This window comes from Bacillus sp. FSL K6-6540 (assembly GCF_038007545.1).
In genome coordinates this window covers 6,326,119-6,341,232 of sequence record NZ_JBBOXH010000001.1, presented here as the reverse complement: position 1 = coordinate 6,341,232, position 15,114 = coordinate 6,326,119, and the positions used below count along the sequence as shown (strand labels likewise).

Sequence of the window (15,114 nt, the reverse complement as noted above, 5' to 3'; positions counted from 1 at the left end):
GGTTGTCCGGCATCAAGCTGCGGGAGAAGCCAAAAGAACCGCCAGAGAAGCACTCTCTGGCGGTTCTTGCTGTTTCTACCGGCTGCATTCAGGTCGCCGTGATGGAATAAATGCCGCGTTCCGTTGTGAGCACCACTTGACGGTCTTGAATCTCCGCGGCCGTTAACCCGTCCAGCCCGATGACGAAGGCATTGCTTGGCAGCGGGGCTTCGTGGCCTGCCGTAATGACCACGCCGGGGCCGTGCAGCAGAAGAGCGTGGCGATCTCCATACCCGTCGATGGACTGCGCTTGCTGCTGCTGATGTTCAAATCGTTCCAGCCGTAATTCAACCTGGTCTTGATCCTTCTCTTCTTGCTTGGATATGTGCAGCGTGCGGTTGCTATTGGATTGAAGCCAGTTCGTAACCTCTTCGATCGATGGATTCATCATGGACACCTTCCTTGATTTTAGGGTGGCTTCAACTAGTCTGTCCACGAATAGGGTTCGTTATTTCAATTCGGACCGGGTTTCTCCCGCAAGAAGTCGACGGAAAAATTAACGCAGTTCAAACCCTCTTCTTCGATATTACGTGTTAAGATAGTTAAAGAATATGGAACAAACGCATGCTACATATGGAGGGGCCATGAGCAAGAAATGGTATTACGTGCTCGCCATCCTGCTCGCAGCCTGCAGCTGGATCGGGAATGTCTGGTATTACGAAGCCAACCAACTGGGAAGAACCGTATTCCTCGAGCATCATGTGGAGACAAGGGAAGGGGGAGGCCGCGTATTCGACTTGTATTATGTGGAGGACAAACAAGCAGATAAGAGGCTGAGCTCCATCCGGATCGAAGGTTACCCTGGACAGATCGTCACGCCCTATCCCCATATGCGGAGTATCAGAGGCAGTATTTAGGAAAAATGATGGTGAACTTAAATGCCCCTGAGAAAAAAGGGACGGGAGAGAAGCTGGAGGAGCCGGTTCTCATTCGGGAAGCTACCGCGCTTTATTCCGACGGAAGCTCGGAGCAAGTGAATGTCGGGGAAATATACGTTTGGCCCGGCGTATATCGTCAGGAAGAGCAAGATCCGATATCGTGGACATCCGGCGGATCTTCCTCCGATCATTCGGGATACGACTCCGCTGTTTTGAAGCGTCCGGTACAGTTAACGGCGTTCTCCTCGAAACTGCTGGATATCGCTCTAGAGGGGCATCTCCGAATCTATGCCGACATTTCAAGTCAAATACCAGGTACCAGCTACCGGTCGCAGCCTTCGGAAGCGCACATCGAGTTAAGAGGCGAGCCCATCGATGAGATTCAGCTTCCACTTAACATTCATAAAGGGGATTCCATTAGAATCAGCCACCAATTTGATATGCCGTCGCTTGAGAAGAGTTTGCAGGTTTACCAGCTCCTATTGAAAACAACCTTTATGGAGGAAAGCGGTCGCCAGTGGCATGGAGAAACGGTAATTCCCTATCACCCGAGACCGACAGATCAAGAATTGTCGGAATTTGTCCGGGATAGCAGGAGGACACCATGACTAGGGCTTACGGGCGTATGGGCTGGGGCCTGTTGATTGTAATTGTCGACTTTAAGCTGGACTCGGTGGATATGTTGCCCGATATGCTCGGGTACCTGCTGATCGCTTCGGGACTATGGCGGCTCCAGAAGTTGAACGGATATTTTAAGGCAGGGCATCTGTCGGCTTGGCTGCTGATGGCCTGGTCGGTGTTACAATTGTTTTGGTTTACCGAAGCGGGGATAGACGGCTTACCCGTGCAATCCGCGAAGGATGTATGGATCCAGCTGCCTGCCCTCTGCTTGCATACCGTATTGATTTACGGAATTTGCAGAGGCATCCAGGCGCATTTCGCGGGTAACGCGTCCGGACTGGATCATAAGGCAAGCTTCCGGCTGCACTTATTTATGGCGGGACAGCTCCTGTGGCTGATCGTGTACCCATTCTTTTTAAATCTGGATTCGGGCGATATGTTCCTTGTGTTCTTTCTGTGCTCGCTTATCGTAATGGCGGCCGAGATCGCGGTTCTGCTCCTGGTCAGGCTTGCCGTACGGGAATCGACCGAGATTTAGGAATAAAGCGCTATACCCAGGTTTGTTAACGATTATGAAATCAATCATGTTGAACCATTGTCTTTGCTGGGATGATACACGATCGTAACGCCCAGCTGGTTATATATTTCTTCGGTGTAGTGGTGATCCGGGCAGTGCTTGATCGTTGCCATGTCTTCTTGTCTGGAGATCAGCTTCTGCTCGCAGTCGGGACAGCGGTCCTGGAAAAGAAATTTCAGCTTATTCAACATGATCACCACACACCTCCTTAATTTCCGATACAAATACTTGGGTTTATTATAAATCAAGAGCGAGGCACATTCAATAGCAATGTGCCCCGGCAACGATATCAAATGAACGGAGATCGATCACCTTGATAGTGCAACTTGTAGTCATGGTCTTTATAGGTATCATCGGTTCTTTTTTCTCAGGGCTGCTGGGAATAGGCGGGGCGATCATTAATTTCCCCCTGCTTCTATATGTACCGTCCTGGTTTGGACTGGAGGCCTTCACCTCCAAGGAGGTCGCGTCCATCAGTATGCTGCAGGTATTTTTTGCTTCCTTGTCAGGCATGCTAACCAATCGGATGAGTTCGCGCGGCGGTGAGTCGTACGTTCACAAGCGATTGGTTATCCAGATGGGGGCCAGTACCCTGATTGGCAGTCTGATCGGGAGCCTGTCCTCGATGCTCATGACGAGCGGAACGATTAACGTGATTTATGGATTTCTGGCGGTAATCGCGGTGTTATTGATGATTGTGCCGACCCGGGCATCCATGGAGAACAGATCGGTGAGCGAGGTGACTTACCATGCATGGATTGCAATGGGAGCTGCCTTTATTGTCGGCGGCATTGCCGGAATCGTCGGGGCCGGCGGCGCCTTTATCCTGATCCCCATTATGCTGACGGTTCTTAAGATCCCGACGCGAATCACCATCGCATCCTCGCTCGCGATTGTCTTTCTGTCCGCAGTCGGGGGCGTTATCGGCAAAATCGCCTCGGGCGACATTCCGATTTGGCCGTCCCTGTTTGCCGTTGTCGGAAGCTTGATGGGTGCCCCCATCGGCGCGATTATCAGCCGCAAGATGAACGTCCGCCTGCTGAGGTACGCCTTGGCTCTTCTCATTGCGGTGACGGCGGTCAAGATCTGGATCGATATTTTAGGGTAAGTAAAGAGGTAGAACCTTATTCATCATGATGGAAGAGGAGGAGATGAACGATGAAAACCAATCGGCTGGGCTCTTCGGAATTGTATGTAAGCGAAATCGGGCTGGGCTGCATGTCGCTGGGTACGGACGAAGGACAAGCGGTGAAGCTTATTCATGAAGCGTTGGATCAGGGCGTGAATTTTCTGGATACGGCGGACTTATATGATGCAGGCCGCAACGAGGAACTGGTAGGCAAAGCGATTCAGGGTCGGCGCGAGGACGTCATCATCGCCACCAAAGTGGGCAACCGCCGCGTGCCGGGACAGGAGGGCTGGGTATGGGATCCTTCGAAGGACTACATCAAATCAGCCGTTAAGGACAGTCTGCGCAGGCTGGGTACGGATTATATCGATCTGTACCAGCTTCACGGGGGGACGCTGGATGATCCGATCGAAGAGACGATTGAAGCTTTTGAAGAATTGAAGCGGGAAGGGTGGATTCGATATTACGGCATATCGTCCATCCGGCCGAACGTCATCCGCGAGTATGTCGCGAAATCCCATATCGTCAGCGTCATGAGCCAGTACAGCATCCTGGACCGGAGACCGGAGGAAACGGTCCTTGATCTGCTTGAGGAGAACGGAATATCCGCGATTGCCCGGGGTCCCGTTGCCCGCGGCATCTTGTCGGACCGAGGACAAGCCAAAGCCGAGAAGGGATACCTGGATTACAGCAAACAAGAGCTGCTCGACGTGCTCAAGAGGCTTGAAGCGTTTGGAAGAGGCCGGGATTTGTCCCAGCTGGCGATTCGTTATGCTTTGGCCCATGCCGCTGTTGCCTGCACCATTCCCGGGGCGAGCTCGCTTGAACAGCTGCTGCATAACCTGGCTGCGGGGGATATGGAAGCTTTATCTCCTCAGGACATCCAATCGATCCAGGCGATCAGCCGCGCCAACCAATATGAGGCACACCGGTAACACCGGGAGCGATAAGCGTGTGAATGGTCTATCCCGTTAATCTTTTGGGGCATGAAATATTTATGGCCTGAAGATTTACGGATGAACCGCATTCCCGCATGTTATAATAACCGGATAAGAGCCTTACGTCAGGCGAAATAGTTCATGCCCGCAATCCGCTTTTAGGATCACGGGCTTTTTTGTACCTTATTTGTACTTTATCAATAAATTGGCGTCAAACCTTGGGGAATGTCAAACTTTTTGAAGCGATGGTTCGTTCCAAGGAACGTAAACCGCGCGGCTTATGCCATAATCGTACATGGTGAAAGGATTCTAGAATGATTACCATTGAGCATCTATCAAAAACCTATCGCAAGGGCGCTTGGGCGCTCTTGGATGTTTCATTACAATTGGATAAAGGCATGACGGGTCTGCTAGGACCCAATGGCGCCGGCAAAACAACCTTAATGCGCATCCTGGCAACCTTATTGACGCCGACCTCCGGGCAGGTGAGGGTGAACGGAATATCCCTTGGACGGCCGGAGGAGATTCGGCAGATGATCGGTTATTTGCCGCAGCATTTTCACATTTACCCGCAGCTGACCGGCAGAGATTATCTGGATTATGTGGCGGCCATGAAGGGGATCACGGACCGGAACGCCAGGCTGAAGGAGATCTCCAGGCTGCTTGAGATGGTCAATCTTCAGGAGAAGGCGGACAAAAAAGTGCGCACGTACTCGGGGGGCATGAAGCAAAGATTGGGCATAGCCCAAGCGCTGCTCGGTTCCCCGGATATTTTGATCGTAGACGAGCCGACGTCGGGGCTGGATCCCCAGGAGCGTGTCCGGTTCCGGAATGTGTTAACCCGTTTCAGCATCGACCGGACGGTCCTGTTGTCCACTCATATCGTAGCGGATATCGAGAGCAACTGCCGTCGTATCGCCGTAATGAACAAGGGGAGATTGGCCATGAACGGCAGCCTGCCCGAACTGCAGGCCTGCGGGAAGGGACAAGTGTGGGAAGCGGTGATGGGCCATGAAGAATTTGCCTTGATGGATCCCATGTCCGTCGTGTCCACTCGAACGGTACCAGAAGGCGTGCTTTGCCGGTTTATCAGTGCAGCGGCCCCCGTGACCGGCGCGTTTCCGGCGGATCCGACCCTGGAGGACGGCTATCTGGCTCTGCTGCGGAGGGATCGCCATGCATAAGTGGTGGAGGCATAGTCTGTTGGAGCTGCGGCTTTTGTTCGGCAATCCCTTGTTTGCCTCGCTTCCGGTCCTCTACGCGATCCTGTTCATCGTCATCATGCTGCAGGCGGCAAGCGGAAATGGACCGAATCATAACCTGTATTCGGCTGCGTATTCCTTTCACATGCTGGGTCATACGATGACGCTGGGTCCGGCGATGTTAATCGGCATCTTGTCCATCCGGCGGGATGTCCGCCGTCGGTCGTTTGAATGGAACCACAGCCTGCCTGTGTCCTTCTTCACCCTGCTGTCGTCGAAATATGCGGTCAGCTTGCTGTACTTTTCACTGTTTACCCTCTCGACGTCGGTTATATTCTATATCCTGTCGGTCAGCCAGGGGATAGCCGGTGATATCGCGATGGTGCATACGATGCAATTCGCGGTGCAGTATGAGGTTTCCTATATGGTGACGCTCGCGCTAGCGATGCTCCTCGGGGCAAGCATACCGAACCGGATCGTGTATTTGATCGGTTTCTGTGCATGGATGTTTGGAACGTTTTTCATGGAAATTTATTTCATCAGCGAATTAAGATGGATGCCGGCCCAAGTGTTCCACCTTAACCAATTCTTCCTTCAATCCAATCGGTTTGAATATGAGAATTGGGGGTACGGCCTGCTATCCAAAGATATCCAGCTGTCCCGTTGGTTCGTGCTGGCTTTCACCTTCCTGCTGCTGACGGTGTGTTTGTTCTTGTTAAACTCGAAGCGCCCCACGATGCTGAAAAAGGCAGGGTGGCTGGGCGTGCTGGGGGCTGTCGTGTTGACGGCAGCCGCCGCCGTGCCCTACGGGACGCTTTGGGCGGAACGATATGCCCAAATTGATGCGAAGCTGGAGGACCCGACGATTTCTTATGTCGATGATCCTGAAAATATAGCCTTCTATCATGTGTCTTCCTATGACATCAAGCTGAAACGGCTGCCAAACGACGAGCTTCGCGTGACGGCGAAGCTAACGATACCGGCCTCCGAAATATCGGGCATGAGGCAGCTGCCGTTAACCTTGAACCGGATGTTCAAGCTTGAACGTGTCCAACTCCAGGGCATCGATGCTCCTTATCGCAGACAGGGAGAGCGGATATCGATCAGGATGGTTGGCGATGCCAAGGGAGGAGACCTTCAAGCCGAGCTGGAATATAGGGGCAAGGTGATGGATTTTATGGCCGGGTACTCCAATGAAGAATTTGCGGCCTATAGCGTGGGGCCTGAAGTTAAGCTGGAGGGACATATAGCCTGGTATCCGCTTCCCGGTCATCAGGAGGTATATTTAAAGAGTGACAACGGAGACCTTTCGTCGAAATACGTTTATCTGGGCTGGCAATACGGCAAGCTGCGCTACTCTGACGGAGAGATGAAGCTGGTGGTGGAGGGTTATCCTCAACCCTTGTATACGGGAATGAAAGAGCTGGAGCGGAAGCCGGGTTACCAGCGGTTTGAGGACAGGGAGATCGAGCAGAATATCTCTCTGTACGGGGGACAATTCTGGAAGGAAATCCACCGGAATGATCTCCCGATTACCATCGTGACAACGCCTTATTTGGAGAAGGCATCCGTATCGCTGCTGAGGGATATGAAAAAGAAATATGACTATTTTTCCGAGTGGGTGCCCGAGTTCAACAGCAGCGTCGAGAAGATCTTGTATTTGGGCCAAGGTTTTGATTACCCTCAGGTGAATCATCGCCTGATTCTGTCCTCGAACCACTACACCTATAACTTCGCGAATTTGCCCGGCGAATGGATGAACTCGATTCTGTTCGGCAACCAGGGTGCGTTCCATTATAATTTTGAGCATCCGGAACAAGACGTGCGCGGAAAGATCAGCAGTCTTTTCTGGTATGTATATTACGTGGAGGAGAAAGGGCTTAGCGATAAACAATTAAGATCGGCCTACGGAAATCTCCGGTCGGTACAGCAGCTGTTGTTCAAAAACGGAAGCGGGGAGGATCCCCAGAACCAAATAGGCATAAGTATGGCCAGACAGGTTAGAAAGGCGCTGGAGGAAGGCAGAGGGAATCAGGTCAAAGAGCTGCTGGTGCAGTTTTATGGGCAGGGACTGATGCTTCCCGACACCGAACGCAACCCGTCCTTACGACCGGAGAAGCCGATCACGTACAAAGACTGGCAGCAGAAGTGGGATGCCATGATGAATGTCAAATAATGACGACTATGCACCTGCACGCGGTCGGTTATAATTGAGAAATAGTTATAACGGAAGATGAGAATGCATGTAGAAAGGGGGGGAAGGCATGATTTCCGATCAGCAGCTGTCCGAACGCATGGCTGCCGGCGACCAGGAAGCGTTTGAAATGCTGGTGACGAGGTACCATGGTCCGCTGCTCAGTTATACGACCCAGAGGCTGGCCGACAGGCAAAAGGCCCAGGATATCGTTCAGGAAACCTTTATCCGGCTCATCCGGCATCTGAAGCAGCACGGGACGCTCGAGCATGTTCGCTCCTGGTTGTACCGCGTCGCTCTGAATATGTGCAAGGATTATTGGAAAAGCGCATCCTACAGGTCCGAAGGTCTTGCGGGTGAGGAAATGCCGGATGCATACGACCCTGAACCGGGCGCGGAGGAGCTTGTGGAAAGACAGGAAACTTCCCTCGAAATTGCGGCGTCGCTCGAGACCTTGCCCGATATACAACAGGAAGTCATATCGCTTCGGTTCTTTCATGACCTGAAGCTGCAGGAAATCGCCGACCTGGTCGACCTCCCCTTGAGTACGGTCAAAACGCATTTATATAACGGCTTGAGAAAGCTAAAGAAAACATTGTCCACGGAGCATTCCGATTTGGTTCCCGTCCATTCGTCCCGAAGGACGCGGGAGAAGAATCCTCAGGAACAGGTACGGAACCGCTCCAAGTCGGAAGAGTCTGATTCGCAGAGCAAAGTAAAAGAAAGTGAGGTGTATCTCCATGGATCATCCATTCGATAATGAATTGAGAAGACTTGAAGACGAGCTTCGCGGCCCGCTCAGACGCGCGGCTCTTCCGTCGCCGACGCCGGATGAGACGGCCCAGCTCATCGCGTCCCTTCAGGGGGAGTTCAATCAGCTCCGGATTGAGCCCGAGTCTCCCAAGCTGGATTTTAATCCGCAGGTCGACCCGCCCTCATTGAAACAGATCCTTCGGAGCCAGATTCGATTGAATCAAAGATCCATTCTGCTCACGGCAGGCGCGGTATTCTGCATGCTGGTCATGCTGATCGATCCGGAATATCCGCTTGATCAATTTGCTGGATTGCCCGGCGGCATTTTTCCATTGATTACCCCTCTGCTGCTGATCGTATCGATGCTGTTCAGCAGCCGAACCTGGGATAAAGGGATGCGGGCCGTGGAGACGCTGACCCCTTACCCGCCGGCACTGGTCTTGTATACCCGCCTGCTTCTCGTGACAGGCATCGTCGTCGGAATGGCCTTGCTCAGTACCCTTGCGCTCGGGCTTCGATCCATCCAAGCAGAATCCTCCCGCTTTTTATTCGGACCGTTTATTCTGGAGTGGATGGGCATTCTGCTGGTGACGGGAGGGGCCGCGATGTATATGCTGTTTCGCAAAGGCATGGTCTATTCGCTGATCTCGGCGGTGTTGGTGTACGGCATGTGGATCGTGATACAGGGCCAGATCGTGGACCACGGCGTTTCCATGAGCGGCAAGATGCTGACAGACATGTCCCTGCTTGTGATCGGCTTGATTCTGCTGATTTCTTCCTACGGACGCAGCTTGAAGTTGAACGGAGCCTGGAGATTGGCGAATGATTAGGCTGGAAGGACTGGAACGGCAGGCAGGTACGTACCGGCTTGAAATCGAGAAAGCGGAGATTCAATCCGGCCTGAACCTCATCGTGGGGGCGAACGGCGCCGGAAAAACAACCCTGATCGAGCTGCTGACCACGCTGCAGGCACCCGATGCAGGCGAGATCCTGTACAGCGGGCGCAGGGCAGGGGATCATTTGCCGCTAATCCGCAGTCAAATCGGGTATGTTCCGGCGGATATCGAGCTGTATGGAGATATGAAGGTCGGCAAGCTGCTGACCTATATGGCCGAATTGAAGGGCGTGTTTAACCCGGAGGCTATTGACAGGCTGATGGCGGACTTTCGGCTGGAACCTTTCCGCAAGAGCAAGGTCAAGAATTTGTCGCAAGGGGTGCAGCGGCGCATTGCCGTCGTACAAGCGCTGTTGGCCTCGCCGTCTTTTCTGTTCTTGGATGAGCCTTTGAACGGCATGGACGCGGAGGAGCGCAAATTTCTCATCACGTATCTGACCAAATACGCCCGGGGCCGTATGGTGATCGTTGCGGCCCACGAGCTGAACGAATGGGAAGAGGCGGCGGATACCGTGATCTGGATACACCGCGGCCGCCTCCGGTTTATCGGTTCGCCGACCCAATGGAAGCTGAATGTGGCCTCCAGCGTCTGGGAAGGCGAGATCGATTTGGAAGACTTTGAGCGGATACCGCAGGAGCTGCTGATTCATTTTCAAATGACGGAGCATCGGATGAGAGTCAGGCTGATGGGGAAAAAGCAGCCGGGTCCCGAGTTCATGGAGAAGGCGCCTACACTGGAGGACACCTTTTTCCTGCATATGAACGCCTTAGCCAGACGCGGCTGAGTATAGCTTGGATCATGAAAAATCATCGCCTTCATTCGGGCGATGATTTTTGCGTTTTCATTCGTTTAAATTCGCCTACTTGGTCGTTTTTCCGCTCTTATGCCTCCAATTATAAATCCACGAAGCAACCATGGTGGAAGGCAAAAACAAGACTTGCGTATTGTAGTGGAGCTGTTCTTCTTGAAACGACATGTTGTTGTAATACGTTTCCTGATCGACTCCCTGCTTTCGGGGATCTTCCTTTAACGCTGCAATATACCGGTACTGTACGGGAATCATGATCAGGAATGCGGCGACCAAAACGCCCGCAATAATCCACATCTCAGAACTCATACGTACACGCTCCTTTGGTTTATCGTATATGGAAAGCCATATTAATATACACTACGTATAAATCTCGGAATGGATTCAAATATTTACCATATGAACGCCCGTCATGCCGATTTTATCTATCGAAAGCCAATCATCCGTTTCAGAACAGGGTAAGGAAGGGTAGGCACGGTGCGCGTCATCGTTGAACGGCGGCAAGCGACTGTGGCATGAAAGGATGAATTCGGAAGGGAGCGAGAAATCATGGGAACCGTAAGTAAACAGGGAACGGAGAAGGTGGCGCTGGTAACGGGCGCTGGCGCGGGAATCGGACGAGGCATTGCCAAGGTGCTGGCTGAAAAAGGCTACCGGCTGGCGATGACCTACAATTCGAGCAAAGAAGGAATCGTGGATGTAGCGGAGGACATCGGCCATACCTATGGCAAGGAGCCGCTTATTATTCAGAGCGATTTAACCGTTCGCAGCGAAGCGGAGAATACGATACGAAAGACGCTGGAGGAATTCGGCCGGATCGATTTGCTGGTGAACAATGCCGGTATCGGTCTATACGACGAGCTGACAGAGCTTGAAGAGGATGCGCTGGACATGACGATTCATCTTGATTTCCGGGCGCCGATGCTGCTCAGCAAATATGCGGTTCGGGAGATGATCGCCCAAGGAATTCCGGGAAATGTCATTTTCATTACGTCCTCCCGGGGAGAGAGAGCCTATCCGAAGGACAGCATCTACGGCGGCATGAAGGCGGCACTGATCCGCGCGGCGCAATCGCTGGCGCTGGAATGGGCGCCGCATGGCATCCGCGTAAACTGCGTGGCACCGGGGGCAACCGTTCACAAGCCGGACCAATCAGCAGAGGACGAGCCGCTGGGAAGAAAAATTCCGCTAGGAAGGCTCGGCACGCCGTCGGACATCGGGGAAGCCATCGCTTGGCTGTGCTCGGATGCGGCTTCCTACATTACCGGCATTAACCTTCGTATTGACGGCGGCCTGATCTTGCCGGGCATGCCGGAGGATACGTCCCCGGAAGCCGGATATGGATGGGGTAAAGTTTATCAAGAGGAGAAGGAATGAAGGGGTTTTCAAACCTCATGCAAAATAAAATATTATATTCCGATGAAATTAGTTGGGTATAGCTCTTTTCAAACGAAGGAAAGTATGAGAGAATGGGAGAAATTATGAAATGATCATACTTTCCATATGAAGAAAAGGGAGGAAATACCCATGTCAGAAGAACGCCAATTTTCCATTGAAACGCTAGCGGTCCACGCCGGTCAGGAGCTTGACCCGACCACATTATCCCGCGCGGTCCCTCTTTACCAGACCACTTCCTACGGGTTTAAAGACAGCGAGCACGCAGCTAATCTGTTTGCGCTTAAAGAATTCGGCAACATCTATACGCGTATCATGAACCCGACCACGGATGTATTCGAGAAACGGATTGCAGCGCTTGAAGGCGGGGCCGGAGCACTGGCGACATCTTCCGGGCAGGCAGCCATCACCTTCTCCATTCTGAACATCGCGGGTGCAGGTGATGAAATCGTTTCCTCCTCGAGTTTGTATGGCGGTACTTATAATTTATTTTCCAATACGCTGGCGAAGCTGGGCATCAAGGTCCACTTCGTGGATTCCACGGATCCGGAGAATTTCCGCCAAGCGATCAACGGCAAGACGAAGGCGCTGTTCGCCGAAACGATCGGCAACCCGCAGGGGAATGTGCTGGACGTGGAAGCCGTTGCGGCCATCGCGCATGAGAACGGCATTCCGCTGATCGTCGACAATACGTTCCCTAGCCCGTATCTGCTGCGTCCGATTGAATATGGAGCGGATATCGTCGTTCATTCCGCGACCAAATTCATCGGCGGCCACGGCACTTCCATCGGCGGGGTCATTGTCGATAGCGGTAAATTCGATTGGACGGCTAATGACAAGTTCCCGGGATTGACGCAGCCGGATCCAAGCTATCATGGCGTCGTGTATACAGAAGCCGTAGGCCCGATCGCTTACATTATCAAAGCGCGTGTGCAGCTGCTGCGGGATATCGGCGCGTCGCTGTCCCCGTTCAATTCCTGGCTGCTGCTGCAAGGACTGGAAACGCTGCATCTCCGGGTGGAGCGACATAGCGAGAATGCGCTGAAGGTTGCCAAGTATCTGGAGAATCACGAAGCCGTGGAATGGGTCAGCTATGCAGGGCTGCCGAGCCACCCTTCGTATGAGCTGGCGCAAAAGTACCTGCCGAAGGGCCAAGGCGCCATTCTGACCTTTGGCATTAAAGGCGGGGCAGCAGCAGGGCAGAAGGTGATCGAGAACGTGAAGCTGTTCTCACACCTTGCCAATGTTGGCGATTCCAAGTCGCTTATCATTCATCCGGCCAGCACGACGCATCAGCAGCTGTCCGAAGACGAGCAGCTTACGGCAGGCGTCAATCCGGAACTGCTGCGTCTGTCGATCGGGACCGAGTCCATCGACGATATTTTGTACGATCTGGAACAAGCGATTGCGGCCAGCCAGAAGTAAGACAATCCTGCTATATCGATAGGTAAGACAAAGGGCGCTTTCCCTCTTGGGGGGAAGGCGCCCTATTTTTGTGATGCCACACGGCAGTTACCCCGTTGATTCGATGTAGTCGATCCAGGGATGACCTTCCGGAAATTGTGTGCGGAGCGATTGGGCCAGCCACTCTATAGCCTCATGGTCCAGGGTGGGTAGGACCGTCCTGAAATCCCGCTCGTCTTTATCGCGGATGTTCTTGCTGCCTCCTTTACACAGGAGTTGTATTTCCGGCTTCAGGTAGGGGATTCCTTGGTCTGTCTTCAACAAGATATCGCGAAGCGGTCTTCGGATCGACGGTTGCCGGTGATAGACCCAGCAATCCTGTTCGGTTTCCGTCAACATGAGCTGGAATGCAAATGGAGTTTTGTCATTCCTGCTGACCCATACGTCCCCGACGGAATGTAGATACTCGCCTTCTTCCCATAACGACAAGTTTCCTTGATCGGCTTTGTACAGCGTCCAAGCTTTGGTTAAGGCGGCGTAAACATCGGCCTGCTCTTCGCGATGGATCAGGATATCGGTATCGCTGTGTTCTCTGGTCTGCTCTCCCAAATGCAAATCTAACGCCCATCCTCCTGCGATATACCAATGTACGGGGATTTTCGCAAAAATCCCGGCAGCCTCCGATACGCTGACGGGTTCCCAATGGTCATAATCGGTTCGCATGTCCATTCCTCCTCTTTGTTCTCTCGCTTCGGGCCCGTTCCTCCATTATAGATGGTCGGGAAATGGTCGGGGCGGATATTTTTTCAGCCGGCGTTTATCCCATGCACTGTATATTTCCAATTGTTTCATAATAACCTGTAAAGAAGCGTTTATCCAATTCAAGGTGAAAGGGAGTAGAAGGATAACCATGACGGAAAGGCATTGGGGAGCAGGCAGTGAATTGGGAGAGCGTTTATGGGAAGATAAGAAGTTTATCGGAGCAGAGGACATCACGGCAAACGATTTTTCTCCCGAGACGGATCTGCTGAAGCATTTTGCTATGGCAGGAGGAGTCACCCATGAGGAGGTATTGCTGTTACTGGCATCGCCTGACGACATTGAAGAAGCCCTCAGGGTTTCGGGGATTCGTCATAACGGCACGGACAGACCTTCCTTGACGCGACTGCTGGGGTGGAGTGACAGGAACCGAAGACTGAAAGTCATGAGCCGATCCGCGGATCCTGAATCCATAACACGTGATCTCGAGCAGGGTGCTCAGGGAATCGGACTGATACGCGGTGAGGATGCTTTGCAGCATGGCCTGCTGCAGGAGGTATATTCGGCATGGCTGAATTCACGGAGCGCGGAGAAGAGCGCTTTGTTAAGACGGAGACTCATTATGTTATGGGTGACGTATTGGGTGTCAGTGTTTCAAGCGGCAGCCGGAGCCCGATGCGCGATCAGTTTGCTGCAAGATGCCCGGCTTTCCAATACGATGGATTTACGCGAGGCGCAGGATGCTCAGCTCGAGTCCTTGTTCCGGGCGATGGAGCAGTGCGGGGCGGAAGGCATAGACTGCCATTTAGAGCTGTTGGCTGTGCGTCCGGCACATGCGGATGAGTTTATATCGATCCATAATTTTATCGAAGAAGTGGCGGAGCAGACGCTGATGGATCAGAAGCGTTTTGTCCGAATCCGCTACGGGGCGCTGCTTGGCGAAGGAATGAGCCCGATGGCTGCGGCGGAGATTGCCCGTTTGGCCGATGTGCTGGTATTCGATTGCGAAGGCATAGGGAATTCCGCATCATCGGATGAAGCAGGTCAGAAGGTCTCGGCGTTCTCGGAGATGATTAGTCGAATCAGACGAACGAAGCCGCAGTTGACGCTCCGGATCAATGGCGTGGGCACTGCGGATTTGCGGATGGTGTACCGGCAGGGCATACACGAGGTATGCTGTCATCCTTCGGAACTTGCGGCCATACGGATAACCGGCGCAAGATTGGAAATGCGGCGCAGATGTTCCACGATCATCGATTGATGGAATGAGAGCGCTTTATACGGTTTGGTTCATAAGAGAGGTCCTTGCGAAGAAATCGCTAGGACTTTTTTTACGTTTGGAAGCTCATCTGCCTCATATGTGTGGACAACAACTCCGATATTGCTCTTCAGAAATTAAGATGACGTGAAAAATATGGTTTACAAATGAAAGCAAAGTGAGTATGATACATATAAAGTTGTACGAAGGAAAATAAATTGTATAAGTTCAAAAATGATTCTCATTCTCATTTAGCATGCTGC

General features: G+C 52.6%; 17 protein-coding genes. 13 read left to right on the top strand and 4 right to left on the bottom strand.

The window, feature by feature from the left end; translation table 11 throughout:
- Positions 1-88 precede the first annotated feature (88 nt).
- The gene (locus tag MHH82_RS28620; RefSeq protein ID WP_015737520.1) at positions 89-430 is read right to left on the bottom strand and encodes a hypothetical protein; all 342 of its coding nucleotides are present in this window, start codon (positions 428-430) and stop codon (positions 89-91) included.
- A 193-nt stretch (positions 431-623) separates the two neighbouring features.
- Between MHH82_RS28620 and MHH82_RS28615 the strand changes: the two genes are divergently transcribed.
- Genes MHH82_RS28615 through MHH82_RS28605 form a run of 3 tightly spaced genes read left to right on the top strand, consistent with a single transcriptional unit; the run spans position 624 to position 2,076 of the window.
- Positions 624-896 carry a hypothetical protein gene (locus MHH82_RS28615; protein ID WP_340968978.1) on the top strand — a complete coding sequence of 91 codons (273 nt, stop codon included), beginning with the start codon at positions 624-626 and terminating at the stop codon, positions 894-896.
- 5 nt (positions 897-901) lie between these two features.
- A complete protein-coding gene (locus tag MHH82_RS28610; protein WP_340968977.1) occupies positions 902-1,525 on the top strand; it encodes a hypothetical protein in 624 nt (207 codons plus the stop codon).
- Entirely contained in the window at positions 1,522-2,076 is a 555-nt protein-coding gene (locus tag MHH82_RS28605) for a hypothetical protein (protein ID WP_340968976.1), read from the top strand. The genes MHH82_RS28610 and MHH82_RS28605 overlap by 4 nt, the downstream gene beginning before the upstream one ends.
- Positions 2,077-2,120: 44 nt before the next feature.
- On the opposite strand, the gene MHH82_RS28600 is transcribed toward MHH82_RS28605, so the two are convergent.
- The gene (locus tag MHH82_RS28600) at positions 2,121-2,306 is read right to left on the bottom strand and encodes a hypothetical protein (RefSeq protein WP_015737517.1); all 186 of its coding nucleotides are present in this window, start codon (positions 2,304-2,306) and stop codon (positions 2,121-2,123) included.
- Positions 2,307-2,428: 122 nt separating this feature from the next.
- Here MHH82_RS28600 and MHH82_RS28595 point away from each other — a divergent pair, with 122 nt between their 5' ends.
- From MHH82_RS28595 to MHH82_RS28565, 7 genes are all read left to right on the top strand, one after another.
- Positions 2,429-3,223, top strand: coding sequence for a sulfite exporter TauE/SafE family protein (locus MHH82_RS28595; protein ID WP_015737516.1), 795 nt, complete (start codon positions 2,429-2,431; stop codon positions 3,221-3,223).
- 50 nt (positions 3,224-3,273) lie between these two features.
- Positions 3,274-4,179, top strand: coding sequence for an aldo/keto reductase (locus MHH82_RS28590; protein ID WP_015737515.1), 906 nt, complete (start codon positions 3,274-3,276; stop codon positions 4,177-4,179).
- Between the two features lie 317 nt (positions 4,180-4,496).
- Positions 4,497-5,366, top strand: a complete 870-nt coding sequence (locus tag MHH82_RS28585; protein ID WP_015737514.1) for an ABC transporter ATP-binding protein — start codon at positions 4,497-4,499, stop codon at positions 5,364-5,366.
- Complete coding sequence (locus tag MHH82_RS28580) at positions 5,359-7,560, top strand: ABC transporter permease (protein WP_340968974.1); 2,202 nt, start codon at positions 5,359-5,361, stop codon at positions 7,558-7,560. Before MHH82_RS28585 ends, MHH82_RS28580 begins: the two co-directional genes overlap by 8 nt.
- An 88-nt stretch (positions 7,561-7,648) precedes the next feature.
- A complete protein-coding gene (locus MHH82_RS28575) occupies positions 7,649-8,338 on the top strand; it encodes an RNA polymerase sigma factor (RefSeq protein WP_015737512.1) in 690 nt (229 codons plus the stop codon).
- Positions 8,319-9,161, top strand: coding sequence for a hypothetical protein (locus MHH82_RS28570; RefSeq protein WP_015737511.1), 843 nt, complete (start codon positions 8,319-8,321; stop codon positions 9,159-9,161). Before MHH82_RS28575 ends, MHH82_RS28570 begins: the two co-directional genes overlap by 20 nt.
- Positions 9,154-10,011 carry an ATP-binding cassette domain-containing protein gene (locus tag MHH82_RS28565; protein ID WP_036663839.1) on the top strand — a complete coding sequence of 286 codons (858 nt, stop codon included), beginning with the start codon at positions 9,154-9,156 and terminating at the stop codon, positions 10,009-10,011. Before MHH82_RS28570 ends, MHH82_RS28565 begins: the two co-directional genes overlap by 8 nt.
- A 75-nt stretch (positions 10,012-10,086) precedes the next feature.
- Here MHH82_RS28565 and MHH82_RS28560 read toward each other — a convergent pair whose 3' ends face one another.
- On the bottom strand, positions 10,087-10,344 hold the full coding sequence (locus tag MHH82_RS28560; RefSeq protein WP_015737509.1) for a DUF3949 domain-containing protein: 258 nt from the start codon (positions 10,342-10,344) through the stop codon (positions 10,087-10,089).
- A 240-nt stretch (positions 10,345-10,584) separates the two neighbouring features.
- Here MHH82_RS28560 and MHH82_RS28555 point away from each other — a divergent pair, with 240 nt between their 5' ends.
- Together MHH82_RS28555 and MHH82_RS28550 are read left to right on the top strand one after the other, a co-directional pair.
- Positions 10,585-11,412 carry an SDR family NAD(P)-dependent oxidoreductase gene (locus MHH82_RS28555; RefSeq protein WP_015737508.1) on the top strand — a complete coding sequence of 276 codons (828 nt, stop codon included), beginning with the start codon at positions 10,585-10,587 and terminating at the stop codon, positions 11,410-11,412.
- A 150-nt stretch (positions 11,413-11,562) separates the two neighbouring features.
- Complete coding sequence (locus MHH82_RS28550) at positions 11,563-12,855, top strand: homocysteine synthase (protein WP_009594125.1); 1,293 nt, start codon at positions 11,563-11,565, stop codon at positions 12,853-12,855.
- An 87-nt stretch (positions 12,856-12,942) separates the two neighbouring features.
- On the opposite strand, the gene MHH82_RS28545 is transcribed toward MHH82_RS28550, so the two are convergent.
- Complete coding sequence (locus MHH82_RS28545) at positions 12,943-13,557, bottom strand: nucleotidyltransferase domain-containing protein (RefSeq protein WP_340968970.1); 615 nt, start codon at positions 13,555-13,557, stop codon at positions 12,943-12,945.
- A gap of 187 nt (positions 13,558-13,744) precedes the next feature.
- On the opposite strand from MHH82_RS28545, the gene MHH82_RS28540 reads away from it, so the two are divergent.
- Positions 13,745-14,854, top strand: a complete 1,110-nt coding sequence (locus tag MHH82_RS28540) for a PEP-utilizing enzyme, TIM barrel domain protein (protein WP_340968968.1) — start codon at positions 13,745-13,747, stop codon at positions 14,852-14,854.
- Positions 14,855-15,114 lie beyond the last annotated feature (260 nt).

Coding starts and splice junctions, on each gene's coding strand:
- MHH82_RS28545 (WP_340968970.1), bottom strand. CDS start 13,557: ATGCGAACCGATTATGACCATTGGGAACCCGTCAGCGTATCGGAGGCT.
- MHH82_RS28560 (WP_015737509.1), bottom strand. CDS start 10,344: ATGAGTTCTGAGATGTGGATTATTGCGGGCGTTTTGGTCGCCGCATTC.
- MHH82_RS28570 (WP_015737511.1), top strand. CDS start 8,319: ATGGATCATCCATTCGATAATGAATTGAGAAGACTTGAAGACGAGCTT.
- MHH82_RS28600 (WP_015737517.1), bottom strand. CDS start 2,306: ATGTTGAATAAGCTGAAATTTCTTTTCCAGGACCGCTGTCCCGACTGC.
- MHH82_RS28580 (WP_340968974.1), top strand. CDS start 5,359: ATGCATAAGTGGTGGAGGCATAGTCTGTTGGAGCTGCGGCTTTTGTTC.
- MHH82_RS28540 (WP_340968968.1), top strand. CDS start 13,745: ATGACGGAAAGGCATTGGGGAGCAGGCAGTGAATTGGGAGAGCGTTTA.
- MHH82_RS28620 (WP_015737520.1), bottom strand. CDS start 430: ATGATGAATCCATCGATCGAAGAGGTTACGAACTGGCTTCAATCCAAT.
- MHH82_RS28555 (WP_015737508.1), top strand. CDS start 10,585: ATGGGAACCGTAAGTAAACAGGGAACGGAGAAGGTGGCGCTGGTAACG.
- MHH82_RS28565 (WP_036663839.1), top strand. CDS start 9,154: ATGATTAGGCTGGAAGGACTGGAACGGCAGGCAGGTACGTACCGGCTT.
- MHH82_RS28550 (WP_009594125.1), top strand. CDS start 11,563: ATGTCAGAAGAACGCCAATTTTCCATTGAAACGCTAGCGGTCCACGCC.
- MHH82_RS28605 (WP_340968976.1), top strand. CDS start 1,522: ATGACTAGGGCTTACGGGCGTATGGGCTGGGGCCTGTTGATTGTAATT.
- MHH82_RS28615 (WP_340968978.1), top strand. CDS start 624: ATGAGCAAGAAATGGTATTACGTGCTCGCCATCCTGCTCGCAGCCTGC.
- MHH82_RS28575 (WP_015737512.1), top strand. CDS start 7,649: ATGATTTCCGATCAGCAGCTGTCCGAACGCATGGCTGCCGGCGACCAG.
- MHH82_RS28590 (WP_015737515.1), top strand. CDS start 3,274: ATGAAAACCAATCGGCTGGGCTCTTCGGAATTGTATGTAAGCGAAATC.
- MHH82_RS28585 (WP_015737514.1), top strand. CDS start 4,497: ATGATTACCATTGAGCATCTATCAAAAACCTATCGCAAGGGCGCTTGG.
- MHH82_RS28610 (WP_340968977.1), top strand. CDS start 902: ATGATGGTGAACTTAAATGCCCCTGAGAAAAAAGGGACGGGAGAGAAG.